25 protein-coding genes are annotated in these 25,195 nt (G+C 56.1%); 16 read left to right on the top strand and 9 right to left on the bottom strand.

All coding sequences use genetic code 11. From position 1 onward, the window contains the following. The 5 genes from phoR to proY all read left to right on the top strand — a co-directional run bounded on the left by phoR (position 1) and on the right by proY (position 6,656). Positions 1 to 1,314 (top strand): phosphate regulon sensor histidine kinase PhoR, encoded by a 1,314-nt coding sequence (gene phoR / locus Q7C21_RS13560; protein ID WP_003852493.1) that lies wholly within the window; start codon positions 1 to 3, stop codon positions 1,312 to 1,314. A 19-nt stretch (positions 1,315 to 1,333) separates the two neighbouring features. Then, positions 1,334 to 2,254: a PstS family phosphate ABC transporter substrate-binding protein gene (locus tag Q7C21_RS13565; protein WP_187512788.1), complete on the top strand. Its 921-nt coding sequence runs from the start codon at positions 1,334 to 1,336 to the stop codon at positions 2,252 to 2,254. 161 nt (positions 2,255 to 2,415) lie between these two features. Beyond that, positions 2,416 to 3,522 (top strand): cobalamin-independent methionine synthase II family protein, encoded by a 1,107-nt coding sequence (locus Q7C21_RS13570; RefSeq protein ID WP_375150791.1) that lies wholly within the window; start codon positions 2,416 to 2,418, stop codon positions 3,520 to 3,522. A gap of 391 nt (positions 3,523 to 3,913) precedes the next feature. Beyond that, the gene (gene brnQ, locus Q7C21_RS13575; protein WP_008924876.1) at positions 3,914 to 5,233 is read left to right on the top strand and encodes a branched-chain amino acid transporter carrier protein BrnQ; all 1,320 of its coding nucleotides are present in this window, start codon (positions 3,914 to 3,916) and stop codon (positions 5,231 to 5,233) included. 70 nt (positions 5,234 to 5,303) lie between these two features. Further along, positions 5,304 to 6,656 (top strand): proline-specific permease ProY, encoded by a 1,353-nt coding sequence (proY, locus tag Q7C21_RS13580; RefSeq protein WP_003852502.1) that lies wholly within the window; start codon positions 5,304 to 5,306, stop codon positions 6,654 to 6,656. A 513-nt stretch (positions 6,657 to 7,169) separates the two neighbouring features. Here proY and Q7C21_RS13585 read toward each other — a convergent pair. From Q7C21_RS13585 to Q7C21_RS13595, 3 genes are all read right to left on the bottom strand, one after another. Continuing rightward, a complete protein-coding gene (locus Q7C21_RS13585) occupies positions 7,170 to 8,426 on the bottom strand; it encodes a histidine-type phosphatase (RefSeq protein ID WP_375150792.1) in 1,257 nt (418 codons plus the stop codon). Then, complete coding sequence (locus Q7C21_RS13590) at positions 8,427 to 9,239, bottom strand: inositol monophosphatase (RefSeq protein WP_003852505.1); 813 nt, start codon at positions 9,237 to 9,239, stop codon at positions 8,427 to 8,429. A 207-nt stretch (positions 9,240 to 9,446) separates the two neighbouring features. Continuing rightward, positions 9,447 to 10,028 carry an ACP phosphodiesterase gene (locus tag Q7C21_RS13595; protein ID WP_105099440.1) on the bottom strand — a complete coding sequence of 194 codons (582 nt, stop codon included), beginning with the start codon at positions 10,026 to 10,028 and terminating at the stop codon, positions 9,447 to 9,449. A 103-nt stretch (positions 10,029 to 10,131) separates the two neighbouring features. On the opposite strand from Q7C21_RS13595, the gene queA reads away from it, so the two are divergent. The 5 genes from queA to secF all read left to right on the top strand — a co-directional run bounded on the left by queA (position 10,132) and on the right by secF (position 15,612). Further along, complete coding sequence (queA, locus tag Q7C21_RS13600; protein ID WP_003852507.1) at positions 10,132 to 11,202, top strand: tRNA preQ1(34) S-adenosylmethionine ribosyltransferase-isomerase QueA; 1,071 nt, start codon at positions 10,132 to 10,134, stop codon at positions 11,200 to 11,202. 77 nt (positions 11,203 to 11,279) lie between these two features. Further along, entirely contained in the window at positions 11,280 to 12,428 is a 1,149-nt protein-coding gene (gene tgt / locus Q7C21_RS13605; protein WP_003852508.1) for a tRNA guanosine(34) transglycosylase Tgt, read from the top strand. Beyond that, entirely contained in the window at positions 12,428 to 12,760 is a 333-nt protein-coding gene (gene yajC, locus Q7C21_RS13610; protein ID WP_003852509.1) for a preprotein translocase subunit YajC, read from the top strand. Before tgt ends, yajC begins: the two co-directional genes overlap by 1 nt. A 25-nt stretch (positions 12,761 to 12,785) precedes the next feature. Further along, positions 12,786 to 14,633 (top strand): protein translocase subunit SecD, encoded by a 1,848-nt coding sequence (gene secD, locus Q7C21_RS13615; RefSeq protein ID WP_071778534.1) that lies wholly within the window; start codon positions 12,786 to 12,788, stop codon positions 14,631 to 14,633. A 10-nt stretch (positions 14,634 to 14,643) separates the two neighbouring features. Continuing rightward, on the top strand, positions 14,644 to 15,612 hold the full coding sequence (gene secF, locus Q7C21_RS13620) for a protein translocase subunit SecF (RefSeq protein ID WP_003852511.1): 969 nt from the start codon (positions 14,644 to 14,646) through the stop codon (positions 15,610 to 15,612). 59 nt (positions 15,613 to 15,671) lie between these two features. Here the strand turns inward: secF and Q7C21_RS13625 are convergent, their stop codons facing one another. Beyond that, entirely contained in the window at positions 15,672 to 16,250 is a 579-nt protein-coding gene (locus tag Q7C21_RS13625) for a DUF3251 domain-containing protein (RefSeq protein WP_003852512.1), read from the bottom strand. A gap of 16 nt (positions 16,251 to 16,266) precedes the next feature. After that, on the bottom strand, positions 16,267 to 16,704 hold the full coding sequence (lysM, locus tag Q7C21_RS13630; protein WP_003852513.1) for a peptidoglycan-binding protein LysM: 438 nt from the start codon (positions 16,702 to 16,704) through the stop codon (positions 16,267 to 16,269). 186 nt (positions 16,705 to 16,890) lie between these two features. Between lysM and nrdR the strand changes: the two genes are divergently transcribed. The 6 genes from nrdR (at position 16,891) to pgpA (ending at position 20,961) form a co-directional block, all read left to right on the top strand. Then, positions 16,891 to 17,340 carry a transcriptional regulator NrdR gene (gene nrdR, locus Q7C21_RS13635; protein ID WP_003852514.1) on the top strand — a complete coding sequence of 150 codons (450 nt, stop codon included), beginning with the start codon at positions 16,891 to 16,893 and terminating at the stop codon, positions 17,338 to 17,340. 3 nt (positions 17,341 to 17,343) lie between these two features. Beyond that, entirely contained in the window at positions 17,344 to 18,444 is a 1,101-nt protein-coding gene (gene ribD, locus Q7C21_RS13640; protein ID WP_003852515.1) for a bifunctional diaminohydroxyphosphoribosylaminopyrimidine deaminase/5-amino-6-(5-phosphoribosylamino)uracil reductase RibD, read from the top strand. A gap of 90 nt (positions 18,445 to 18,534) precedes the next feature. Next, positions 18,535 to 19,005, top strand: coding sequence for a 6,7-dimethyl-8-ribityllumazine synthase (ribE, locus tag Q7C21_RS13645; protein WP_136196561.1), 471 nt, complete (start codon positions 18,535 to 18,537; stop codon positions 19,003 to 19,005). A gap of 19 nt (positions 19,006 to 19,024) precedes the next feature. Further along, a complete protein-coding gene (nusB, locus tag Q7C21_RS13650) occupies positions 19,025 to 19,444 on the top strand; it encodes a transcription antitermination factor NusB (protein WP_003852517.1) in 420 nt (139 codons plus the stop codon). A 55-nt stretch (positions 19,445 to 19,499) separates the two neighbouring features. After that, on the top strand, positions 19,500 to 20,477 hold the full coding sequence (gene thiL / locus Q7C21_RS13655; protein WP_140916014.1) for a thiamine-phosphate kinase: 978 nt from the start codon (positions 19,500 to 19,502) through the stop codon (positions 20,475 to 20,477). Further along, positions 20,467 to 20,961, top strand: coding sequence for a phosphatidylglycerophosphatase A (gene pgpA / locus Q7C21_RS13660; RefSeq protein ID WP_003852520.1), 495 nt, complete (start codon positions 20,467 to 20,469; stop codon positions 20,959 to 20,961). The genes thiL and pgpA overlap by 11 nt, the downstream gene beginning before the upstream one ends. Before the next feature lie 56 nt (positions 20,962 to 21,017). On the opposite strand, the gene Q7C21_RS13665 is transcribed toward pgpA, so the two are convergent. The 4 genes from Q7C21_RS13665 to xseB all read right to left on the bottom strand — a co-directional run bounded on the left by Q7C21_RS13665 (position 21,018) and on the right by xseB (position 25,100). Beyond that, on the bottom strand, positions 21,018 to 21,992 hold the full coding sequence (locus Q7C21_RS13665; RefSeq protein WP_078804155.1) for an aldo/keto reductase: 975 nt from the start codon (positions 21,990 to 21,992) through the stop codon (positions 21,018 to 21,020). Between the two features lie 81 nt (positions 21,993 to 22,073). Continuing rightward, positions 22,074 to 23,939, bottom strand: coding sequence for a 1-deoxy-D-xylulose-5-phosphate synthase (gene dxs / locus Q7C21_RS13670; protein WP_008924885.1), 1,866 nt, complete (start codon positions 23,937 to 23,939; stop codon positions 22,074 to 22,076). A 19-nt stretch (positions 23,940 to 23,958) separates the two neighbouring features. Next, positions 23,959 to 24,858 carry a (2E,6E)-farnesyl diphosphate synthase gene (gene ispA, locus Q7C21_RS13675; RefSeq protein ID WP_003852522.1) on the bottom strand — a complete coding sequence of 300 codons (900 nt, stop codon included), beginning with the start codon at positions 24,856 to 24,858 and terminating at the stop codon, positions 23,959 to 23,961. Then, positions 24,858 to 25,100, bottom strand: a complete 243-nt coding sequence (gene xseB / locus Q7C21_RS13680; RefSeq protein WP_003852524.1) for an exodeoxyribonuclease VII small subunit — start codon at positions 25,098 to 25,100, stop codon at positions 24,858 to 24,860. Before xseB ends, ispA begins: the two co-directional genes overlap by 1 nt. Between the last annotated feature and the right edge of the window lie 95 nt (positions 25,101 to 25,195).

Genomic DNA, 25,195 nt, shown 5'->3' on the forward strand with positions numbered 1-25,195 from the left:
GTGCTGGAACGCCTCTCCTGGAAGAGATTACTGACAGAACTGCTGCTGGCCTGTCTGCCTGCGGTGCTGCTGGGCCTGCTGTCTGGCGGTTTGCCCTGGTGGCTGCTGCTGAGCGTGGTCATGGTGCTGTTATGGCATTTCCACAATCTGATGCGGCTGTCGCACTGGCTGTGGCTCGACCGCACCATGACGCCACCCGCCGGGCGTGCCAGCTGGGAACCGCTGTTTTATGGTCTTTACCAGATGCAGCTGCGCAACCGGCGGCGGCGACGTGAACTCGGTAATCTGATCAAACGTTTCCGCAGCGGTGCCGAGTCGCTGCCGGATGCGGTGATCCTGACCACGGAAGAGGGCACTATTTTCTGGTGTAACGGTCTGGCGCAACAGCACCTGGGTCTGCGCTGGCCGGAAGATAATGGCCAGAACATCCTCAATCTGCTGCGTTATCCGGAGTTCTCACGCTATCTGCGCCAGCGCGATTTTGACAAGCCCCTGACGCTGGTGCTGAACAACAAACTTCACATGGAATTCCGCGTTATGCCCTACAGCGAGGGGCAGTGGCTGCTGGTGGCGCGTGATGTGACGCAGATGCATCAGCTGGAAGGGGCGCGCCGCAACTTTTTTGCCAACGTCAGCCATGAGTTACGTACGCCGCTCACGGTGCTGCAGGGCTATCTGGAGATGATGAACGACTCGGTGATGAGCGAGCCTTCGCGCAGCAAAGCGCTGCACACGATGTCGGAGCAGACGCGCCGTATGGACAGCCTGGTCAAACAGCTGCTGACGCTGTCGCGCATTGAAGCCGCGCCTGCCATCGATCTGAAAGAGAAGGTGGATGTGCCGGTCATGCTGAAACTGCTGCAGCATGAGGCGGCGACGCTAAGTGGCGGTCGTCACGATATTCATTTCCATACCGATCCCCATCTGAAAGTGTTCGGCAACGATGAACAGCTTCGCAGTGCTATCTCCAATCTGGTTTATAACGCGGTGAATCACACCCCGGATGGCACGCGGATCGATATCAGCTGGCTGCGCGGCAAACAGGGCGCCACCTTCCGGGTTTGCGACAACGGGCCGGGTATTGCTTCAGAACATATTCCCCGTCTGACCGAGCGTTTCTACCGCGTCGATAAAGCGCGTTCACGCGCCACCGGGGGTAGCGGGCTGGGTCTGGCGATTGTGAAACATGCGCTGAGTCACCACAACGCGCGGCTCGACATCACCAGCGTGCCGCACCAAGAGACCTGTTTTACGTTTACGCTGCCTGCGAGGTTGATTGTCAGCAGCGTGATGCAGGAGAATGCCGTTCATTAGTGGCTGCCGGATCTTCCTGATGCGCATTCTTCTTTTATTGATTGTTACGCTGCTGCCGGGCCTGGCGCTGGCCCAGCACGGCACGCTCTCCGGCAATCTCAGCAGTGTCGGCTCAGATACGCTTGGCTATCTTATGACCCTGTGGGGCGAGGATTTTAGTCGGCAGGCGCCGGGCGTCAATGTGCAGGTTCAGGCCTCCGGTTCCTCAACCGCACCGACCGCGCTGGCAGCAGGTGCCGCACAGCTCGGTCCGATGAGCCGCCCGATGCAGGCCGATGAGCGGCAGGCTTTTGAGGCGCGCTACGGTTATCCGCCGCTGGCGGTGCCGGTGGCGATGGATGCGCTGGTGGTGGTAGTGAATCAGCGTAACCCGCTGCAGCAGATTGAACCGCGTCAGCTCGACGCCATCTTCTCCATTACCCGTCTGTGTGGCGCACACAGTGTGCCGCTGCGCTGGGGCGATCTCGGTTTAACCGGCGCGCAATGGAACAAACGCCCCATTCAGCGCTATGGACGTAATTCCGCCTCCGGCACCTGGGGTTTCTTCAAACAGCAGGTGCTCTGCAAAGGCGATTTCCGCAGCGACGTGGCGGAATTTCCTGGCTCGGCCGCGGTGGTGCAGGCGGTGGCCGGTAATTCGCGCAGCATCGGCTACGCCAGTTTTGGCTTTCATCTCAGCGGCGTAAAAATGCTGGCGGTGACGAATGATCAGGGCCAGGCGATTGCTCCGGATGCCGATGCTATTCGTAGCGGCCGTTATCCCTGGGCGCGCCCACTCTATCTCTATGTTAATAAAGCACCCGGTAAACCACTGCCGCCGCTGGTGGCGGCATTTCTGCAGCAGGTTCTTTCACCACAAGGACAGCGGCGGGTCAGCGAAGCGGGCTATCTGCCGCTCTCAGACAGCCAGATGGCAGAGGCGCGCGCCGCCCTGCGTTAATCCCGGTTGAATTTTTTTCATCATCCCTGAATTTTCTTCAGTTGCAGATGCATGCCACTCATGACACTCTGTTTTCAGACATGTAGCCATCCAGATGGCTATTTATTTCAGAGTGTAATGATTTCCTGTCGTTATTACCGGCAGGAGAGACAGGAGTGATCATGCAAAGAGAAACCGCCCCGTTCCGTGCCGACACCGTTGGCAGTTTTCTGCGTCCCGCTGCGATTAAGCAGGCGCGCGAAGCGTTTGCTGCCGGAGAGATTGATGCGGCGGCCCTGCAGCAGGTCGAAGATGAGGCGATTCGCGATGTGGTAGCGAAGCAACGTGAAAATGGCCTGAAGGTGGTCACCGATGGCGAGTTTCGTCGCGGCTGGTGGCACTTCGACTTCTTCTATGGCCTGAATGGCGTTGAGCGCTATGAAGCGGAACAGGGCATCCAGTTTAATGGCGTGCAGACCAAAGCGCATGGCGTGAAAGTGGTGAGCAAACTCGGTTTCCCGGCGGATCATCCGATGCTGGCGCATTTCCGTTTCCTGCAGAGTATTGCCGGGGATGCGGTGCCAAAAATGACCATTCCCAGCCCCAGCGTTTTACACTTCCGCGGTGGCCGCAAAGTGATTGATGCAGAGGTCTATCCCGATCTGGCGGACTACTTCGAGGATCTGGCGCAGACCTACAAAGCGGCGATTCAGGCCTTTTATGATGCGGGCTGCCGCTATCTGCAGCTGGATGACACCGTCTGGGCTTATCTCTGCTCTGAAGATCAGAAGCGCGATATCCGCGAACGCGGCGACGATCCGGATCAGCTGGCACAGATTTACGCTCAGGTACTGAATAAAGCGCTGGAGGATAAGCCTGCCGATCTGACGGTGGGTCTGCATGTCTGCCGCGGGAACTTCCGCTCCACCTGGATCTCAGAGGGGGGCTACGGGCCGGTGGCAGAAATCCTGTTCGGCAGCGTCAACGTGGATGCGTTCTTCCTGGAGTATGACAATGCCCGGTCCGGCGGCTTTGAGCCACTGCGTTACATTAAACGGGGTCATCAGCAGGTGGTGCTGGGTTTAATCACCACTAAGGTGGGTGAACTGGAAGATCCGGCGCAGGTGAAAATCCGGCTGGAAGAGGCGGCGCAGTACGTCAGCCTGGATCAGATTTGCCTCAGCCCGCAATGCGGTTTCGCCTCAACTGAAGAGGGCAACAGCCTGAGTGAAGCGCAGCAGTGGCAGAAAATTCGTTTGGTGGTGGATATCGCGAATCAGGTCTGGTAGTGCTGTAACGTTGTGCAGACAGGCGCGTAAAACGCGCCTTTTGTGTATCTGAAACCCCGTTCATGCGGGGATTTCTCACGCTCTGTCTATTATTTAGGCACATCATCTTGTGTCCCTGCAGCAAAAATTAACGCTATCCACTGCCTTTGGGAAAAATGGTGGTATAACCTTCTGGTTTTCCGATCCCGTATTGCCTTTCACCGCTATAAACGTTTTACTTAGCGCCGTTGTCGATCCATCCCTCTGTGAACAGAATAAAAGCAGCTTAAATCACCTGCGCTTTACCCTGCGACGAGCATAATGCGCTGACATTGTCAGCCAGATCGCGGTTTACACGCAGCGAGGGGACAACACTAACCCAACTTCCACCGCAACATCAGTGACAGGCCGTATGACACATCGTTTAACTTCGAAGGACATTCTCGCGCTGGGCTTTATGACATTCGCCCTGTTTGTTGGCGCGGGCAACATCATTTTCCCGCCAATGGTCGGTATTCAGTCTGGTGAGCACGTCTGGACCGCCGCAATTGGTTTTCTGATTACCGCAGTCGGGTTACCGGTGATGACCGTGATCGCGCTGGCTCGCGTCGGCGGCGGCGTGGATGCACTCAGCACTCCGATTGGCAAGGTTGCGGGCATTGTGCTGGCTACCGTGTGCTATCTGGCTGTTGGGCCGCTGTTTGCCACCCCGCGTACGGCAACGGTTTCATTTGAGATGGGTATTGCGCCGCTGACCGGCGATGGTGCGCTGCCCCTGTTTATCTACAGCCTGATCTACTTCGCGCTGGTGATTGGTGTATCGCTTTATCCGGGCAAACTGCTCGACACTGTAGGTCACTTCCTTGCGCCCTTGAAAATTATCGCGCTGACCGTGCTGGGCGTGGCTGCACTGGTGTGGCCGGCGGGTGGCACCATTCCCGCGACCGTTGATTATCAGCATGCGGCGTTCTCAAGCGGTTTCGTTAACGGCTATCTGACGATGGATACGCTGGGCGCGCTGGTTTTTGGCATCGTGATTGTCAACGCCGCCCGTTCGCGTGGCGTCGACAATGCCGCGCTGCTGACGCGCTATACCGTGCTGGCAGGCCTGATCGCGGGTCTGGGCCTGACGCTGGTCTACCTTTGCCTGTTTAAGCTGGGCGCGGGCAGCGGTGCGCTGGTTGATCAAAACGCCAACGGCGCAGCGATTCTGCATGCGTATGTTCAGCACACCTTTGGCAATATGGGCAGTCTCTTCCTGGCCGCACTGATTTTTGTTGCCTGCATGGTGACCGCCGTTGGCCTGACCTGTGCCTGTGCGGAATTTTTTGCGCAATACCTGCCGTTATCGTATAAAACGCTGGTGTTTATTCTGGGTCTGTTCTCGATGGTGGTGTCGAACCTCGGCCTGAGCCACCTGATTCAGATCTCCATCCCGGTACTCACGGCGATTTACCCGCCTTGTATCGTGCTGGTTGTACTGAGTTTCACCCTTAACTGGTGGAACAAGAGCAGCCGGATTATCGCGCCAGCGATGCTGGTAAGCCTGCTGTTTGGCATTGTTGATGCGATTAAAACCACCGGGTTTAAAGATTTGCTGCCCGCTTTCAGTCAGCATCTGCCGCTGGCCGATCAGGGTCTCGCCTGGTTGCCGCCGTCGCTGGTGATGCTGCTGATTGCCGCTGTTGTTGATCGGGTGAAGGGGCCGGAACAGGTTGCCGTTCACTCGTAACAGAACGCACTGATTTTTCTTTAACCACGGGCCTGCCCGTGGTTTTTTCATTTCACAGGTACAGGTTGTTATGCAAGAAACCAACAAGCTCAAACGCGGACTGAGCACGCGCCACATCCGTTTTATGGCGCTGGGATCGGCGATTGGCACCGGGCTGTTTTACGGTTCCGCCGACGCGATAAAAATGGCCGGCCCGAGCGTGCTGCTCGCCTATATCATCGGTGGGGCCGTGGCTTACATCATCATGCGTGCGCTGGGTGAGATGTCCGTTAATAATCCTCAGGCCAGTTCCTTTTCACGCTATGCGCAGGACTATCTTGGGCCGATGGCGGGTTACATTACCGGCTGGACCTACTGTTTTGAGATCCTGATTGTCGCGATTGCAGATGTCACCGCGTTCGGCATCTATATGGGCGTCTGGTTCCCCGAGGTGCCGCACTGGATTTGGGTGCTGAGCGTGGTGCTGATCATCGGTGCCGTCAATCTGATGAGCGTGAAAGTGTTCGGTGAAGTGGAGTTCTGGTTCTCCTTCTTCAAAGTCGCCACCATCATTGTGATGATTCTGGCCGGTTTCGGCATGATCATCTGGGGGATTGGCAACGGCGGCCAGCCGACCGGCATCCATAATTTATGGACCAATGGCGGCTTCTTCGCGCACGGCGTGGTCGGCATGCTGCTGTCGCTGCAGATGGTGATGTTCGCCTACGGCGGCATTGAGATCATCGGGATTACGGCGGGTGAAGCGAAAGATCCGGAGAAGTCGATTCCGCGTGCGATTAACTCAGTGCCGTGGCGCATTCTGGTGTTCTATGTCGGTACGCTGTTTGTGATTATGTCCATCTACCCATGGAATCAGGTAGGCACGTCGGGCAGCCCGTTTGTGCTGACATTCCAGCATCTTGGCATCGCCGCCGCCGCCTCTATCCTCAATTTTGTGGTGCTGACCGCGTCACTCTCGGCGATTAACAGCGATGTGTTTGGTGTGGGTCGCATGCTGCACGGAATGGCGCAGCAAGGCCATGCGCCTAAAGTCTTTATGAAGGTCTCTTCACGCGGGATTCCGTGGGTGACGGTTGTCGTGATGATGTTTGCCATGCTGATTGCGGTCTATCTCAACTACCTGATGCCCGAAAAAGTCTTCCTGGTGATCGCGTCGCTGGCGACCTTTGCAACAGTATGGGTCTGGATCATGATTCTGCTGTCGCAGATCGCGTTCCGTCGCAAAATTGGCAAAGAGGCGGCCAGTAAGCTGAAGTTTGCACTGCCAGGTGGCAGCTGGACGGCGGGTGTCGGCGTTGCCTTCCTCTGCTTTATCATCGGGCTGATTGGATATTTCCCCGATACCCGTATTTCACTCTATGTGGGTATGGTGTGGATAGTGGTATTGCTGCTGGGTTATAAGCTGGTGCGTAAAACCCGCTAATCCTCTGTTCTGCTCTCCCGATTTATGGGGGAGCAGAACACGCTATTTTCACTCTCAAATTTTCCCCGCATCTGATTATTTATGTGATCCCCGCCACAACACGAACTCCTTTTATTCGGCACTTATTGTGTATCAGCGAAATAAGGTCATGCATCACATTATTTCAGCAAATAGTTCCGGGAATGATTATTTCAAAGAGCAGTGAATATCACGGAGGATGCAAACCGGGGACAGGGACACAAGAGAGCCTGAGCAGGAGAGGGTGCGGCTAATCGGGCACGAAGGGTAATAAAGGCAGAAATAAAAAACGGCGAAACCAGTCGCCGAAATACTCAAGGATTACAGGAAAATAGTTAATAAAGGGATGATTGACGTAACTATCGTAAAACAAAATGGGTAGCGCTGATAGTCAGTCGTTTTAAATAAGAATAGGTCGGAGTGGCGTTAATTAACCGTGGTTAACATTAATAAGGCCGCATTGAGACTGCGGCCTTAATTTCATTAGCCACAGACTCAGGGCAATATAACCGAAACCGGCAACACAGCGCTGTTATCCAGGTTTTTCCGCAGCTGAGTCAGCGTGGATTGATAAGGGCAGAGCACGCCGACATGGGTAACTCTGCAGTCTGACTGATGCCATTCCTGATGTAATAACGGATGTTTATCATCAATTGGTTGCAGCTGTCGGATACCATCCAGACTCTGCGCCTGAAAATAGAGTCGCAAAAAACGTTTGCCACTGTGAGTGTCGCGCCAGCGCTCCAGCACCAGACTGCTGCCCGGCGGAATGTTGCCGCGTGAATAGCCGGGTAACTGCCAGCTAAAGTCCATCAGAGTGCGCACCATTGCGATGTTGGTGTCATGCGCCACCAGAATCAGCCAGCGGGTTGGCGAGCTGTCAGACGCAATTTCTGACAGCAGGGCGTTAAGCAGTATTGAGCCACGGTGCTGAGCCAGATAAAGAATATCGTTGCTCAGATCGTAGTTTGCCGTCAGCAATGGAAGCAGCGAGGTGACCTGCGCGGCCGAGGTGATGTGTCCCCAGGCGAGCTGATCAAACGGCAGGTTTTCGCTGTAACCCAGTCGCAGCGTCTCCACCATGCTCGCCATCACACTCAGCCCGTAAACGTAAGTATTGCCGTTGCGCGTCTGCCGAAACGCCCAGGGCGCATCAAACAACGGGCAATCTGTTGCGGGCGGGCAGACGGCAGCTTTCAGTTGCTGAATCGCCGGCTGCAGCTGCTGTTGTAGCCGGGCCAGATCGGCTGCTTTCTGCTGTTTCGCGGCGAGCTCCTGAGCGGGATCGGTCCGGGTGATGGTCAGCTTTTCGCTCTGAAACAGGGGATCGGCATCGCCTGCTACGTGATGCACGGGCACGCCGCAGCCGGGAAATGCGCCGTCCGTCAGCGCCGCGGCGGTGGCGCGGGTGCGCTGAAGCGGACTGGCGCGAACGTAGACCTCAGCCGCGTCAGGACAGCCCGTGCTCAGCAGCCCGAGCTGACGATAGCGATCGCCTTCCCAGCGTCCTTTATTCACCACAGCGCTGTAGCCATGGCCGGTCAGCTCACCATCGGCAGTGGTCCACTGCGTCCAGGGTTGCTGGCTGGCGGCTTCGATCTCTTTGCGATTGCCGGGCGTGGGCGGACGAACACCGTGACGGCTCAGTTCGACTACTTTCTCCAGCTGGTAATCCGCCGCCTGTGACGCCGGGCTTAGCAGCCAGAGAGAACTGAGGATCAGCGCGCAGCGGTACAGGGCAGGCATCGTCATTTATTCCTCCAGCGCCAGATTGCCGGTCAGCGCTTTTATTTTCGGGTAAAGGGCTGCATTGGACAGCAACACCGGGTTGCCGTTTTTCATTCCGTCATTACGCAGGTAATCATTGGTGACACCGCCTGCTTCACGCATCAGGACGATGCCCGGCAGACTGTCCCAGGGATGCATATGCGCTTCATAGTAGCCAATCAGCCGCCCGGCGGCCGCCCAGGCGCTGGTAAGCGCACCAGAACCGATACGAATAAACATGCCACCCTGTTCTGTTAAGCCGCGAATCAACCGCGAGGTACTTTCACCCGGTGTGCGGCTGGAGTTGCTGATGCCGAGTAACCCCTCGTTGAGATGCTGCGCGTCATGGGCCTGCAGACGGCTCTCATTAACCCACGCGCCCTGGCCCGCTCGTGCATGAAACAGCTCCTGATGGTTAGGATCGCAGACCACGCCGATCACCGGTTCGCCCTCACAGACGACGGCCAGCGAGACGCACCAGTTAGGCAGGCCATTGACGAAGCAGGCGGTGCCATCGATCGGATCAACGACCCAGATAAAAGGCGCGCCCTGGACCTCGCCGCCGCTCTCTTCGCCATAGACGGCATCCTCAGGAAAACGCTCGGCAATTAACGACTTAATTAATGCCTCAACGTTACGATCAGCCTCGCTGACCACATCCTGCAAATCCCTTTTGTGTTCCACTACCAATGTCTGACGCTGTTGATACCATGACAAAGCCCGGCTGCCCGCAGCACGGGCAATGTCGCAGGCGTAACGATAACGCGCGTCTATTTCAGAATGCGAAGCGGATGACATCTTTTCCTCTTATGATTTTTTTGCCATAACGAACGGAAGGTGCGCCTGAGCAGGCGGTCTGGCTGTAATGTTTTCTTAGCTATTGTTAAGAAAGGCTTCATTAAGCCGCAGATAAGCAGCAATGGCAAGATGGCGGGAAGTCAGGAAAGCGGCTTTTTATTCAGACGAAAGCTGGCATCCGCCAGCCCGGCAGCAGAGGATCGGGTTTTACAGGGTTCTGCTGGTCGCCAGCGCCATTAAACGCGGATAAAAAATAAAAAACAGCGCTTCCAGCTGATCATAATGTTCGGTGAAATCATGGTAGGAGTCACGCAGTGCCGCCAGGCGTGGACGGCGGCTGGCCATGCCGTGCAGCACCCGCTCAAGCCGTGCAGGCTGGGCATAATGCTCAAACCAGCGTTCACGCCACATCACAGCATTGAGTTCCTGAAATTCAGTGGGGGTATCTGGCAGTTGCGGCAGGATTTCGCGCTCGGCGGCGGCAGAAAACTGCACCAGCGTCTGCTCGGGTGTGAAACGCTGCCAGTGACGCGCCAAAAAATGGTCCCAGATGACATCCAGTGTGATGGGTGCCACGCGATATGTTTCCGCACGGAACAGCTGACGGGCGCTGCGCACTTCCGGCAGCCCATCGGTCATCACATCCAGACGACGATGCATCAGAATGCCGTCTGCAACAGGTGCAGACCAGTGCTGGTGCGGGTTGCCACGCACAAAGTCGGCCATTAAATTGCCGAGTAAGGAGCTGTTGGCCAGCTTAGCCAGATGGAGATGCGCAAGAAAGTTCATGCCGCATTATAGGCTGAACTGCCTTAGCGCAGCCAGTTGTTCAGAATTGGTCGTTTTTCCGCTAAACTGTGCCGCCTGTTTTTGCCTGAGAAAGAACATTTCAATGCGTGTCGCTGATTTTGCTTTTGAACTGCCCGAATCCCTGATTGCTCACTATCCCCAGGCGCAGCGCAGTGGCTGTCGCCTGCTGTCGCTCGATGGCCCCAGCGGGGCCTTGTCGCACGGTGTTTTCACCGACGTGCTGGATAAGCTGAATCCAGGCGATCTGCTGGTGTTCAACAACACCCGCGTGATTCCGGCGCGCGTCTTTGGCCGTAAAGCCAGCGGTGGCAAAATCGAAATGCTGGTAGAGCGGATGCTCGACGATAAGCGCGTACTGGCACATGTGCGCGCCTCGAAAGCACCAAAGCCGGGCGCAGAACTGCTTCTGGGTGAAGATGAGAGCGTGAAAGCGACGATGGTGGCACGCCACGATGCGCTATTTGAGATTGTCTTTGATGATGAGCGCGCGGTGCTCGATATTCTCAACAGCGTCGGCCATATGCCGCTGCCGCCCTATATTGACCGTCCGGATGAAGAGGCGGATCGCGAGCTTTATCAGACGGTTTACAGCGCCCGTCCGGGTGCTGTCGCGGCCCCGACCGCCGGTCTGCATTTCGATGAACCGCTGCTGCAGGCGCTGAAAGAGAAGGGCGTTGAAATGGCGTTTGTGACGCTGCATGTTGGGGCGGGGACTTTCCAGCCGGTGCGTGTCGAGACCATCGAAGAGCATCACATGCACGCAGAATATGCCGAAGTGCCGCAGGAGGTTGTTGACGCGGTGCTGGCCTGTAAAGCGCGCGGCAATAAGGTGGTCGCCGTCGGCACCACCTCCGTCCGTTCGCTGGAGAGCGCCGCCAAAGCGAGTCAGGATGCTCTCATTGCGCCGTTCTTCGATGATACCCAGATTTTCATCTATCCGGGCTATGAGTATCAGGTGATCGATGCGCTGATCACCAACTTCCATTTGCCCGAATCGACGCTGATTATGCTGGTCTCGGCGTTTGCCGGTTATCAGCACACCATGGCGGCGTATCACGCAGCCGTGGCTGAGCAATATCGTTTCTTCAGTTATGGTGACGCGATGTTTATCAGCAAAAATCCGCAGGCGCCGCTGGAAAAAGTGGGCGACTGATTTATTAACCGATAGCCGGAACCGCCTTAATAGCGTGAAGGTTGTATACATTGGACTGTTTCTCCAATGGGGGCTTTGTGAAATTTGAACTTGATACCACAGACGGGCGCGCACGCCGTGGCCGTCTGATTTTTGATCGCGGTGTGGTGGAAACCCCTGCGTTTATGCCTGTCGGCACCTATGGCACGGTGAAAGGCATGACGCCGGAAGAAGTGCAGGAGACTGGCGCACAGATCATTCTGGGCAATACCTTCCACCTCTGGCTGCGTCCGGGCCAGGAGATCATGAAACTGCATGGCGATTTGCATGATTTTATGCAGTGGAAAGGGCCGATTCTGACCGACTCCGGCGGCTTCCAGGTCTTCAGCCTGGGTGACATCCGCAAAATCACCGAAGCGGGCGTTCACTTCCGTAACCCGATCAATGGCGACCCGATCTTCCTCGATCCGGAAAAATCGATGGAGATTCAGTACGACCTCGGTTCCGACATCGTCATGATCTTCGATGAATGTACGCCCTATCCGGCAGACTGGGACTATGCCAAACGCTCCATGGAGATGTCGCTGCGTTGGGCGCGACGCAGCCGTGATCGTTTCGACAGCCTGGGGAATAAAAATGCGTTGTTTGGCATTATCCAGGGCTCGGTTTACGAAGATTTACGAGATGTCTCGGTGAAAGGTCTGGTAGAGATTGGCTTTGATGGGTACGCTGTGGGCGGCCTGGCGGTGGGTGAGCCCAAGCAGGACATGCACCGTATTCTTGAGCACGTCTGTCCGCAGCTTCCGCAGGATAAACCACGTTATCTGATGGGTGTCGGCAAGCCAGAAGATCTGGTTGAAGGCGTCCGTCGCGGCGTCGATATGTTTGACTGCGTGATGCCTACCCGTAATGCCCGAAATGGTCACCTGTTTGTGACTGAGGGTGTGGTGAAAATCCGCAACGCCCGATACAAAGATGACACTGCGCCGCTGGATGCGGAGTGTGATTGTTACACCTGTCGCAATTATAGCCGCGCCTACTTGTATCATCTCGACCGTTGTAACGAAATACTGGGCGCGCGTCTGAACACTATCCACAATTTGCGCTATTACCAGCGTCTGATGGCAGGTTTACGCCAGGCCATTGAAGAGGGTAAATTAGAACACTTTGTAACTGAGTTTTACCAACGGACGGGCAAAGAAGTTCCGCCATTAACGTCTGATAATTCATCAATGAGGGAAATTTAATGAGCTTATTCATTTCTGACGCCGTGGCTGCAGCTGGCGCACCGTCTCAGGGAAGTCCGTATTCTCTGGTGATCATGCTGGTGGTGTTTGGTCTGATTTTCTACTTCATGATCCTGCGTCCGCAGCAGAAACGTGCGAAAGAGCACAAGAAGCTGATGGATTCCATCTCTAAGGGTGATGAAGTGCTGACCAGCGGTGGCCTGGTAGGCCGCGTAACGAAAGTCTCTGACACGGGATACGTCGCTATCGCGCTGAATGACACCAATGAAGTCGTCGTTAAACGTGATTTCGTCGCTGCCGTGCTGCCTAAAGGCACTATCAAGGCGCTGTAATTCTTTCTTCCCTAAGGGAACTGCCGTGTTAAATCGTTATCCTTTGTGGAAGTATGTGATGCTGGTCGTCGTGATTCTCGTCGGCCTGCTCTATGCGCTTCCCAACCTGTATGGTGAGGATCCGGCCGTTCAAATCACTGGTGCGCGCGGAAGCGCCGCCAGTGAGCAGACGTTGGATCAAATTCAGTCCGCATTAAAACAAGACAATATCCAGAGCAAATCTGTTGCGCTGGAAAATGGTGCGATTACCGCGCGCTTCAACAATACGGATGTGCAGTTACGCGCCCGTGAAGCCATCATGAAAGCGCTGGGTGAGAACTACGTTGTCGCGCTGAACCTTGCGCCAGCCACGCCGCGCTGGCTGAGCATGCTGTCAGCAGAGCCGATGAAACTCGGTCTCGACCTGCGTGGTGGTGTGCACTTCCTGATGGAAGTGGACATGGACACCGCGCTCAGCAAGCTGCAGGAGCAGAATGCTGACACGCTGCGTAGCGATCTGCGCACCAAAAATATCCCTTATACCACCGTCAACAAAATCGCGAACTACGGCGTGGAAATTCGTTTCCGTGACGCTGCCAGTCGTGATGCGGCGATCTCCTGGCTCTCCTCGCGTCATCAGGATCTGGTGATCAACAGCAGCGGCAGCGATGCGCTGCGTGCCACCATGAGCGATGCCCGTCTCAGCGAAGCGCGTGAATATGCGGTTCAGCAGAACATTACGATTCTGCGTAACCGTGTAAACCAGCTTGGCGTGGCGGAACCACTGGTTCAGCGTCAGGGCTCCGATCGCATCGTGGTTGAGCTGCCGGGTATTCAGGATACGGCGCGTGCCAAAGAGATTCTGGGCGCAACCGCGACGCTGGAATTCCGTCTGGTGAACACCAGCGTAGATCCTACTGCGGCGGCCAGTGGCCGTGTTCCGGGTGACTCAGAAGTTAAAGACATGCGTGATGGCCAGCCGGTCGTGCTCTACAAGCGGGTGATCCTGACCGGTGACCACATCACCGACTCGACGTCCAGCATGGATGAGTACAACCAGCCACAGGTGAACATTTCACTTGATAGCGCAGGCGGTAACATCATGTCCAACTTCACCAAGGACAACATCGGCAAGCCGATGGCGACCCTGTTTGTGGAGTATAAGGACAGCGGTAAAAAAGATGCTAACGGCCGTTCAATTCTGGTGAAACAGGAAGAGGTGATTAACGTCGCTAATATCCAGTCTCGCCTGGGGAACAGCTTCCGCATCACCGGTATCAACAACCCGAACGAAGCGCGTCAGCTGTCGCTGCTGCTGCGTGCCGGTGCGTTGATTGCGCCCATCCAGATTGTGGAAGAGCGTACGATCGGGCCGACCATGGGTCAGCAAAACATTACTCAGGGTCTGGAAGCCTGCCTGTGGGGTCTGCTCGCCTCGATCCTCTTTATGGTGGTGTTCTACAAGAAGTTTGGTCTGATTGCGACGAGTGCGCTGCTGGTTAACCTGGTGCTGATTGTCGGCGTCATGTCCCTGCTGCCTGGTGCGACCCTGACCATGCCGGGTATTGCCGGTATCGTGTTAACACTGGCGGTAGCAGTCGATGCTAACGTACTGATTAACGAACGTATTAAAGAAGAGCTGCGTAACGGGCGCTCGGTTCAGCAGGCAATTCATGAGGGCTACAAAGGCGCCTTCTCCAGTATTGTCGATGCGAACGTGACCACCCTGATCAAAGTTATCATTCTTTACGCGGTCGGCACCGGTTCGATCAAAGGCTTTGCTATTACCACCGCAATTGGTATCGCGACCTCAATGTTCACCGCGATTATCGGTACCCGTGCCATTGTTAACCTGGTTTACGGTGGCAAACGCATCAACAAGCTGTCTATCTGAGGAGTGCGTTGTGGCACAGGAATATAACATTGAGCAGTTAAACCACGGGCGTAAAGTCGTCGACTTTATGCGCTGGGATAAGCTGGCCTTCATCATTTCAGGACTGCTGATTCTTGCCGCGATTGCGATCGTGGGTGTGCGTGGTTTTAACTGGGGCCTCGATTTCACCGGTGGTACGGTGATTGAGATCGCGCTGGAAAAACCGGCCGACCTTGAAGTCCTGCGTGGTGATCTGGTGAAAGCGGGCTTTGACGAGCCGCTGGTGCAGAACTTTGGCAGCAGCCGTGACGTCATGGTGCGTATGGCACCGGTGACCGGCCCAGCGGGTACTGAGTTAGGCAATAAAGTGGTGTCGGTGATTAACCAGACTACCCAGCAAAACGCGACCGTTAAGCGCATTGAGTTCGTTGGCCCGAGTGTGGGTAGCGACCTGGCGCAGGCGGGTGCGATGGCGCTGCTGTCTGCACTGATTGCGATTCTGATCTATATCGGTTTCCGCTTTGAGTGGCGTCTGGCGCTGGGTACCGTGCTGGCGCTGGCGCATGACGTGATCATCACCTGCGGCCTGCTGGCGCTGTTCCGCATTGAAATCGACCTGACAATTGTTGCCTCGCTGATGTCGGTGATTGGCTACTCGCTTAACGATAAAATTGTGGTCTCTGACCGTATTCGTGAAAACTTCCGTAAGATCCGTCGCGGCAGCTCTTACGATATTACGAACGTGTCACTGACACAGACGTTAAGCCGTACCCTGATTACCTCGCTGACGACGCTGGCGATGATCCTCATCCTGTTCGTGTTTGGTGGTGCGTTGCTGAAAGGCTTCTCACTGACCATGCTGATTGGTGTGACGATTGGTACGATTTCATCCATTTATGTCTCTTCGGCGCTGGCGCTGAAGCTGGGCATGAAGCGTGAACATATGATGGTGCAGAAAGTCGAGAAAGAGGGCGCCGATCAGCCTTCTATCCTGCCTTAATCACGCGACAGAAATAAAAACGGGCAGCCAACAGGCTGCCCGTTTTTTTTGCACCGCGGCTATGGGTTAGCGGGTGCGGCAGGGGAAGTCTGAGTCGGCGCATCCCCGGTTACGTTGTGCACGCGGACATAACCCAATTGCTCCGGTGTCAGGCCACTGAGCCGCAGCGGGATGCTGGTCGAATGCTGGGGCAGCAACGAGGCCGGCACCGTGACGGTCTGGCTCAGACTGTCGCTGTTTAGCGGTTTACCGGTCGCTGGGTCGAGCTCACCCCAGATCACCGTCGCATGCAGGGCGGGCAGAGGCCGGTCGTCCATTGAACGCACAGTCAGGGTTGCCCGCGAGCCGCTGGCTTCAGCGGTCACAGGCGACAGCGTCAGTCGCAGTGTGCCGAGCTGGGTTTGCAGAGCCACTGGCGTTTTCGCCTGCGGCACCAGCCATGCGCCTTGTTGCAACTGACTGTTAAGCTGTCCCTGGATTTCCAGTGCACTGGCCTGCGTGGTCAGGTGCTGCATCTGCTGATTTAGCTGACTCACTTCCTGATGCAGCTCTTTGACCTGCGGATTGCCTGCCGTGGTGCTGCAGCCGCTCAGCGTTACCAGAGAGAGCGCCACCGGAATCCAAACCATCCTGCTCATAAGTTATCCTTGTCCGTTATTTTGGAATACGTAAAACCTGGCCAGGATAGATCTTATCAGGATGCGAGAGCATTGGCTTATTCGCTTCGAAAATCTTGTTATATTCGTTAGCGTTGCCGTAAACCTGTTTGGAAATCGCGCTCAGCGTATCGCCTTTTTTCACGGTGTACAGCTCTGACTCGACCGCGGTATCTGTCACGGTCACCTTGTCTTCAACTTTCGTGATGCCTGCAACGTTACCTGCAGCAATCAGAATCTTTTCTTTCAGCTCCTGGGACAGGCCATCACCGGTCACGGTCACGGTGTCGCCATTGACCTTGACGTCGACCTTATCGCTGTCAGGCAAGCCGAGCTTGTTAATGTGATCCTGCAGCTTTTTATTCTGGTCATCTCCGCCGTTTACCGCGTCCCAGAGTTTTTCACCGGCTTCTTTCACAAAGTTAAACAGACCCATACAACCTCCAGAGTGTTAGTGGAAAATTTTACTTGCAGCTCTTAAAGCGTAGTCCCTTTTGCCGCAGACGAAATTTAGCCGCGTTTATCCTGCGATGAGAAGCCCGGTAAAGGCACGGAAGAGATTTTGTTGATTCGCAGTTCGCGCTACACTGTCAGACCCATCACTCTCGCGTCAGGAAACGTCATGCATTGCCCATTCTGCTCCGCTGTGGACACCAAAGTGATTGATTCTCGTCTGGTTAGTGAAGGCTCTTCGGTGCGTCGCCGCCGCCAGTGCCTGGTGTGTCATGAACGCTTCACCACCTTTGAGGTGGCGGAACTGGTGATGCCACGCGTGGTGAAGAGCAATGATGTGCGCGAGCCTTTTAATGAAGACAAAATGGCCAGCGGGATGATGAAAGCGCTTGAGAAACGTCCGGTGAGTGCCGATGCGGTTGAAAGCGCTGTGAACCATATTAAAACGCAGTTGCGCGCGACTGGCGAACGTGAGATCCCCAGTAAACTGATTGGCAATCTGGTGATGGATGAGCTGAAGAAGCTCGACAAAGTGGCCTATATTCGCTTCGCCTCAGTTTACCGCAGCTTTGAAGATATTCGTGATTTTGGCGAAGAGATCGCCCGGTTACAGGATTAAACCATGGATGAACTTTACATGGCGCGCGCGCTGGAACTGGCGCGACGCGGTCGTTTTACGACCATGCCGAACCCCAATGTCGGCTGCGTGATTGTGCGCGATGGCGAAGTAGCAGGCGAGGGCTGGCATCAGCGTGCCGGTGAACCGCATGCCGAAGTTCACGCCCTGCGCATGGCGGGCGAAAAAGCCCGTGGTGCAACCGCCTATGTCACGCTGGAGCCCTGCAGCCATCATGGTCGCACACCGCCCTGTTGTGATGCGCTGATTGCTGCTGGCGTTAGCCGTGTTGTGGCTGCGATGCAGGACCCCAATCCGCAGGTCGCAGGACGCGGGCTGCACCGTCTGCATCAGTCAGGCATTGCGGTCAGCCACGGCCTGATGATGCCGGAAGCGGAAGCGCTGAATCGCGGCTTCCTCAAGCGGATGCGCACCGGCTTTCCCTGGATTCAGCTCAAGCTGGGCGCGTCACTGGATGGCCGCACGGCAATGGCCAGCGGTGAAAGCCAGTGGATAACGTCGGCTGCGGCCCGCCGGGATGTCCAGCGTCTGCGTGCGCAAAGCGCCGCCATCCTCAGCAGCAGCGCTACGGTGCTGGCGGACGATCCCTCGCTGACGGTGCGCTGGTCTGAACTTGATCCGGAGAGCCAGTCACTGCTTGATGAACAGCAACTGCGTCAGCCGGTGCGGGTGATTGTTGACAGTCAGAATCGCGTCACGCCGCAACATCGGCTCATTTCTCAGCCGGGCGAAACCTGGCTGATGCGTCATCAGCCGGATCAGCAACACTGGCCCGCTGAGGTGACGCAGATTGCCGTGCCGCTGCGCGAACAGCAGCTGGATCTGGTGGCGATGATGATGCTGCTGGGACAGAAACAGATTAACAGCGTCTGGGTTGAAGCGGGTGCCTCACTGGCCGGGGCGCTGTTGCAGGCCGGGCTGGTCGATGAACTGATTGTTTATCTGGCACCTAAGCTGTTGGGTCATGAAGGACGTGGCCTGTGTCAGCTGCCGGGGCTCAGCTCGCTCGCTGACGCGCCTGCCTTCCGTTTCAGCGACGTCCGGCAGGTCGGTGACGATTTACGCCTGACCCTGACACCCCAATAACACGGTCGGAAAAGCGAGAGCACGCCGCCCAAGAGTATGATAGAATCCGCCCCCCTGCGCGGGGCTAACCAAACCCCTGAAAGGATAAGTATGAAAGTTATCGAAGCTGCTGTTGCAACGCCTGAGGCCAATGTTGCCATCGTTATTGCGCGTTTTAACAACTTCATTAATGACAGCCTGCTGGATGGCGCAGTTGATGCCCTGAAACGTATCGGCCAGGTCAAAGATGACAATATCACCGTAGTCTGGGTGCCAGGTGCCTACGAACTGCCTCTGGCAGCCCGTGCGCTGGCTAACTCCGGCAAATATGATGCGATTATCGCACTCGGCACCGTCATTCGTGGAGGCACTGCCCACTTCGAATATGTGGCGGGTGAAGCCAGCTCCGGTATCGCCAGCGTTGCCATGAACAGCGATATTCCTGTCGCGTTTGGCGTGCTGACCACTGAAAGCATCGAGCAGGCCATTGAGCGTGCCGGCACCAAAGCGGGTAACAAAGGTGCTGAAGCGGCTCTGACTGCGCTCGAAATGATCAACGTATTGAAAGCCATTAAAGCCTGATTTTTGTAAGGGGAATTTTGTGAAACCTGCTGCTCGTCGTCGCGCCCGTGAGTGCGCTGTTCAGGCGCTTTACTCCTGGCAGTTGTCGAATAACGACATTGCCGATGTGGAATACCAGTTTCTGGCGGAACAGGACGTCAAAGACGTCGACATTACCTACTTCCGCGAACTGCTGTCCGGTGTGGCGACCAACAGTGCGTATCTGGATGGACTGATGAAGCCCTATCTGTCGCGTCAGCTCGAAGAGCTGGGCCAGGTAGAAAAAGCTATCCTGCGCATCTCGCTGTATGAGCTGAGCAAACGTAACGATGTGCCTTATAAAGTGGCCATCAACGAAGGGATTGAGCTGGCGAAAGTCTTCGGTGCCGAAGACAGTCATAAATTTGTTAACGGCGTGCTGGATAAAGCCGGTCCACAAATTCGACCCACTCGCAAATAAACAAAAAGGCCGGCTTGCCGGCCTTTTTTCATTAAGGGTTAAGCGGAACGCAATTATGTCTTGTGGTGAATTTGAACTCATCGCACGCTACTTCAACCGCAGAACACGCAGCCGCCGTGATGTCGAACTCGGCATCGGTGACGATTGTGCGTTACTTAGCGTGCCGGAAAAACAGACGCTGGCGATCAGCACCGATACCCTGGTCGCGGGTGTGCACTTCTTACGGGATATTCATCCTGCCGATCTGGGTTACAAAGCCCTGGCTGTGAATCTCAGCGACCTTGCTGCTATGGGCGCCGATCCCGCCTGGCTGACGCTGGCCTTAACGTTGCCGCAGGTCGATGAAAGCTGGCTCTCGGCCTTTAGTGAAAGCCTGTTTGAACTGCTGGAATATTACGATATGCAGCTGGTGGGTGGTGACACTACGCGTGGCCCGCTGAGTCTGACGCTGGCGATTCACGGTCTTTTGCCGCAGGGCCGCGCCCTGAAACGATCCGGCGCGAAGCCGGGCGACTGGATCTTCGTGACCGGTACGCTGGGTGACAGCGCGGCGGGTCTGGCGTTGCTGCAGCATCACTGTCGCATCAGCGATCCGGCAGTGCATGAAGCGCTGATTAAACGTCATCTGCGTCCGATGCCGCGCATTCTGCAGGGTCAGGCACTGCGTTCGCTGGCTTCCTCTGCGGTGGATATTTCCGACGGTCTGATTTCCGATCTCGGCCATGTGCTGAAAGCCAGCGGCTGCGGCGCGCGGCTTAACCTGGATGCGTTGCCACTGTCGGCGGCCCTGCGCGACCACTTCGAGCCTGAGCAGGTACTGCGCTGGGCGCTGAGTGGCGGCGAAGACTATGAACTCTGCTTCACTGTGCCAGAGGTTAATCGCGGCGCGCTGGATGTGGCGCTGGGGCATCTGGGCGTGCCTTATACCTGCATCGGACAAATAGCACCGGAGTCGGAAGGCTTGACGCTGCTGGATAATGGCAAGCCCGCCACCTTCCGTCACAAAGGGTTTGATCACTTTGATGCTAAATAACGACGTGGCCAAACGTCGCCTGCGGATGAGCAATCCCTGGCATTTGCTGGCGACCGGTTTCGGCAGCGGATTAAGCCCGGTTGTGCCGGGCACCATGGGATCGCTGGCGGCCATCCCATTCTGGTGGCTGATGACTTTCCTGCCGCAGGATCTCTATTCGCTGGTGGTGCTGGTGGGTATCTGCGTCGGCGTTTATCTCTGCCATCGCACCGCCAAAGATATGGGCGTACACGATCACGGCAGTATTGTCTGGGATGAGTTTATCGGCATGTGGATTACGCTGATGGCGATTCCGGTCAACAGCTGGCAATGGGTGCTGGGGGGCTTTGTGCTGTTCCGTATTCTTGATATGTGGAAGCCATGGCCGATTCGCTGGTTTGACCGCAATGTGCATGGCGGCATGGGCATTATGGTTGATGACATTATTGCTGGCGTGATTTCCGCTGCCATGCTCTATGGAATCGGGGTCTGGCTGGCGGCTTAACCGCCATGCTAAACGCCTGATAATAGGTGACGCCCGGGAAAGGCGTCACGTCAGGTTTACTCGAATCCTACCGCCTGATGTGGCTGATAGACCTCTTCCAGCAGGGTAATTTCCTCGTCACTCAGCGTGACATCCACCGCCTTAACCAGATCGTCAAACTGCTCAGCACGGGACGCGCCAATAATCGGTGCCGTGACGGCAGGTTTGCTCAGCAGCCAGGCCAGGGCCACCTGCGCCCGCGTTACGCCTTTACCTTCCGCCACCAGCGCCAGTCGTTCTGCAATCGCGGCATCGTTCTCTTCGGTGTTGTCATAAAGCTTTGCCATTACCTGGTCAGAGGCAGAGCGCGCGGTGTTTTCACCCCACGGGCGGGTCAGCTTGCCGCGCGCCAGCGGACTCCAAGGCAGCACGGCGATCTGCTCCTTCAGACAGAGAGGATGCATTTCCCGTTCCTCTTCGCGCTGAATCAGGTTGTACTGATCCTGCATGCTGACAAAGCGGTGCCAGCCCTGTTCAGACTGCATCTGCAACGCCTGAGCAAACTGGCTGGCGTGCATTGACGAGGCACCGATGTAGCGGGCTTTGCCAGACTGCACGACGTCATGCAGCGCTTCCAGCGTCTCCTCCAGCGGGGTGTTGTAGTCCCAGCGGTGAATCTGCAGCAGATCGACATACTCCATGCCGAGGCGCTGGAGGCTGTCATCAATGGATTGCAGGATATTCTTGCGCGACAGGCCCTGTGAAAGATTAGTCAGGGGGAAATAGACTTTGGTGGCGACAACAACCTCTTCACGGCGGGCAAAATCTTTTAGTGCCCGGCCCAGAATCTCTTCGCTGCTGCCATCAGAGTAGCTGTTAGCCGTATCGAAGAAGTTGATACCTGCATCCAGTGCCTGCTGAATCAGTGGACGGCTGCTTGCTTCTGGCAGCGTCCAGGCGTGGTTGCCACGCGTTGGCTCGCCATAGGTCATACAACCGAGACAGAGACGAGACACCTGCAGATCGGTGCTACCGAGTTGAATCGTATTCATGGTGAAGGCTCCTGCGAAAGTGCAAAGGTTACAGCATAGCAGGATGTTGCGCTCCCTGAGGGGGAGCGCAGAGAAGGGAGGTTACTGCGCCAGCCAGCGGGCGATCTGTTGCTGAATGCCTTCCGCGTCAAGCAGATAGTCATGACGTACTTCATCCTGCGTACCCTGTGGGATAAATTCATCCGGCAGACCGATGTTCAGCACCGGAACAGCCAGACGTTTCGCCATGATAAATTCATTCACGCCACTGCCTGCACCGCCTTTGATTGCGCCTTCTTCCAGCGTAATCAGTGAGTCGTGCGTGGCAGCGAGCTCAGCAATCAGCGCTTCATCCAGCGGCTTTACAAAGCGCATATCGACCAGGGTCGCATTCAGTGCTTCCGCTGTGGCGGCGGCTTCTGGCAACAGAGTGCCGAAGTTCAGAATTGCCAGCTTTTCACCCTGGCGTTTCACGACCGCTTTACCCAGCGGCAGGCTCTGCAGGGGTGCCAGCGGTGTACCGACACCGGTGCCGCGCGGATAGCGCACTGCACTTGGGCCAGCCTGATAGTGATAGCCGGTGTAGAGCATCTGCCGACACTCATTCTCATCGCTTGGGGTCATGATCACCATATCCGGCACACAGCGCAGATAGGCGAGATCAAACGCGCCCTGGTGAGTCTGACCGTCCGCACCCACAATACCACCGCGATCAATGGCAAACAGGACCGGCAGTTTCTGGATGGCGACGTCGTGAATCAGCTGATCATAGGCACGCTGCAGGAACGTCGAGTAGATGGCAACAATCGGTTTGTAGCCGCCAATCGCCATACCCGCTGCGAAGGTCACCGCATGCTGCTCGGCGATTGCCACATCAAAATACTGTTTAGGGAACTCACGGGAGAAGGCCACCATGCCGGAGCCTTCACGCATCGCCGGGGTAATCGCCATCAGCTTCGGATCATCGGCAGCCATTTCGCACAGCCAGTTACCAAAGATTTTGGAGTAGCTCGGCAGACCTTCCGCACTTTTTGGCAGTTCGCCAATCGCCGGGTCAAATTTAGGCACGGCGTGCCAGGCAATCGGATCTTCCTCTGCCGGCGCGTAGCCTTTGCCTTTCTTCGTCATGATATGCAGGAACTGCGGCCCTTTCAGGCTGCGCATGTTGCTCAGCGTATTGACCAGCGTCAGCACATCATGGCCGTCAACCGGGCCGATGTAGTTAAAGCCCAGCTCTTCAAACAGCGTACCCGGCACGACCATGCCTTTGAGGTGTTCTTCGGTGCGTCTTACCAGCTCTTTAATCGGCGGCAGGCTGGTCAGCACACGCTTGCTGCCTTCGCGCAGTCGTGCGTAGGTTTTACCTGACAGGATTTGCGCCAGGCGGTTATTCAGCGCACCGACGTTTTCAGAGATCGACATCTCGTTGTCGTTGAGGATGACTAGCATATCCGGCTTGATATCACCGGCATGGTTCATCGCTTCAAACGCCATGCCCGCGGTGATGGCGCCATCGCCGATAATACAGGCGGTGCGACGGCCCTGGCCTTCACGTTCAGCCGCCGCGGCCATGCCGAGACCGGCACTGATCGAGGTCGATGAGTGTCCAACGCTTAAGACGTCATATTCACTTTCACCGCGCCACGGAAACGGGTGCACGCCATTTTTCTGACGAATGGTGCCGATGCGATCGCGGCGCCCGGTCAGAATTTTATGCGGATAAGCCTGATGACCCACATCCCACACCAGATGGTCAAAGGGGGTGTTATAGACATAATGCAGCGCGACCGTCAGTTCGACTACGCCCAGACCTGACGCAAAATGGCCGCTGGAGCGGCTTACACTGTCTAACAGATACTGACGCAGTTCATCACACAGCGCAGGCAACTTCTCTTTGGGCAGGGCGCGCAGCTCCTGAACCGTGTTTGCCAGCGCCAGTGTCGGGTATTTAGCAATATCAAAACTCATCAGAGACTCATTATGGAAGTTATTTGTCGCGTTCAATTATGAAGCTCGCCAGCGCCTGCAGTGCTGTAGTGTTATAAGAGTGCGCAGCGAGCAATTCTAAAGCATCAAGAGCTTCCTGATACAAATCCCGTGCTTTTGCACGGGCATTTTCAAGGCCTAACAATGAAGGATAGGTGCTTTTTCCCAGATCCTGATCGGCACCCTGGCGTTTTCCGATCACGGCCGTATCGCCTACGACATCGAGAATGTCGTCCTGCACCTGAAACGCGAGACCAATAGCCTCAGCATAGCGGTCAAGCAGCGGCAGCGCTTCACGGCCCGCATCGCCTGCCGTTAAGGCACCTAAACGGACTGCTGAGCGGATCAGCGCGCCGGTTTTGTGGCGGTGGATCTGTTCAAGCTGGTCCAGATCGACAGATTTGCCTTCCGCCGCTAAATCCAGCGCCTGTCCGCCACACATCCCGGCTACGCCGCTGGCCTTAGCCAGTTCGGAGAGCATCATCAGACGGTATTCGGCACTGACACCCGGCATCGCTTCATCTGCCAGGATAGAGAAGGCCAGCGTCTGCAGGGCGTCGCCCGCCAGAATCGCCGTATCTTCGCCATATTTAATGTGACAGGTTGGCTGCCCGCGACGCAGTGCGTCATCGTCCATCGCAGGGAGATCGTCATGTATCAGAGAGTACGCATGGATGCATTCAACCGCGGCGGCGGGCGCATCCAGACTCGCCGGGTCGGCGTGGAGCATTTCACCGGTAGCGTAGACCAGAAAAGGACGCAGGCGTTTACCGCCTAATAATGCCCCATAATGCATGGCATTCACCAGAGGAGAACTCTGAAAAGGAAGTGGCTCTATAAAACGCGTCAGGGCAGCGTTCACCTGCTGCTGATAAACGTCGAGTAATCGGGCGAAATCCATTAGTCGTTTTCCGGCGTGAAAGCGGTGAGGTCGGCCTCTTTATCATCGTTCAGCAGAATACGAACCCGCTGTTCAGCCTGCTGCAGCGTCTGCTGGCCATTTCGCGCCAGCTGCACGCCGCGCTCAAATTCGTTCAGGGCTTCTTCAAGCGGTAGTTCACCACTTTCCAGACGGCTGACAATCTGCTCCAGCTGCTGCAATGACGTTTCAAAGCTGGCTGGCTGTTCGGCTTTTTTCGGCATATTTCGTGTCGACTCACGGTTGGGACATTATCTCGCAATCGGTCATGGTAGCTGAGACCCAATGATTAGCAAAATAATCAATGCGGCGGCTGATG

Origin of the sequence: Pantoea sp. ANP04 (assembly GCF_041982285.1) — a bacterium.
GTDB classification, from domain to species: domain Bacteria; phylum Pseudomonadota; class Gammaproteobacteria; order Enterobacterales; family Enterobacteriaceae; genus Pantoea; species Pantoea eucalypti.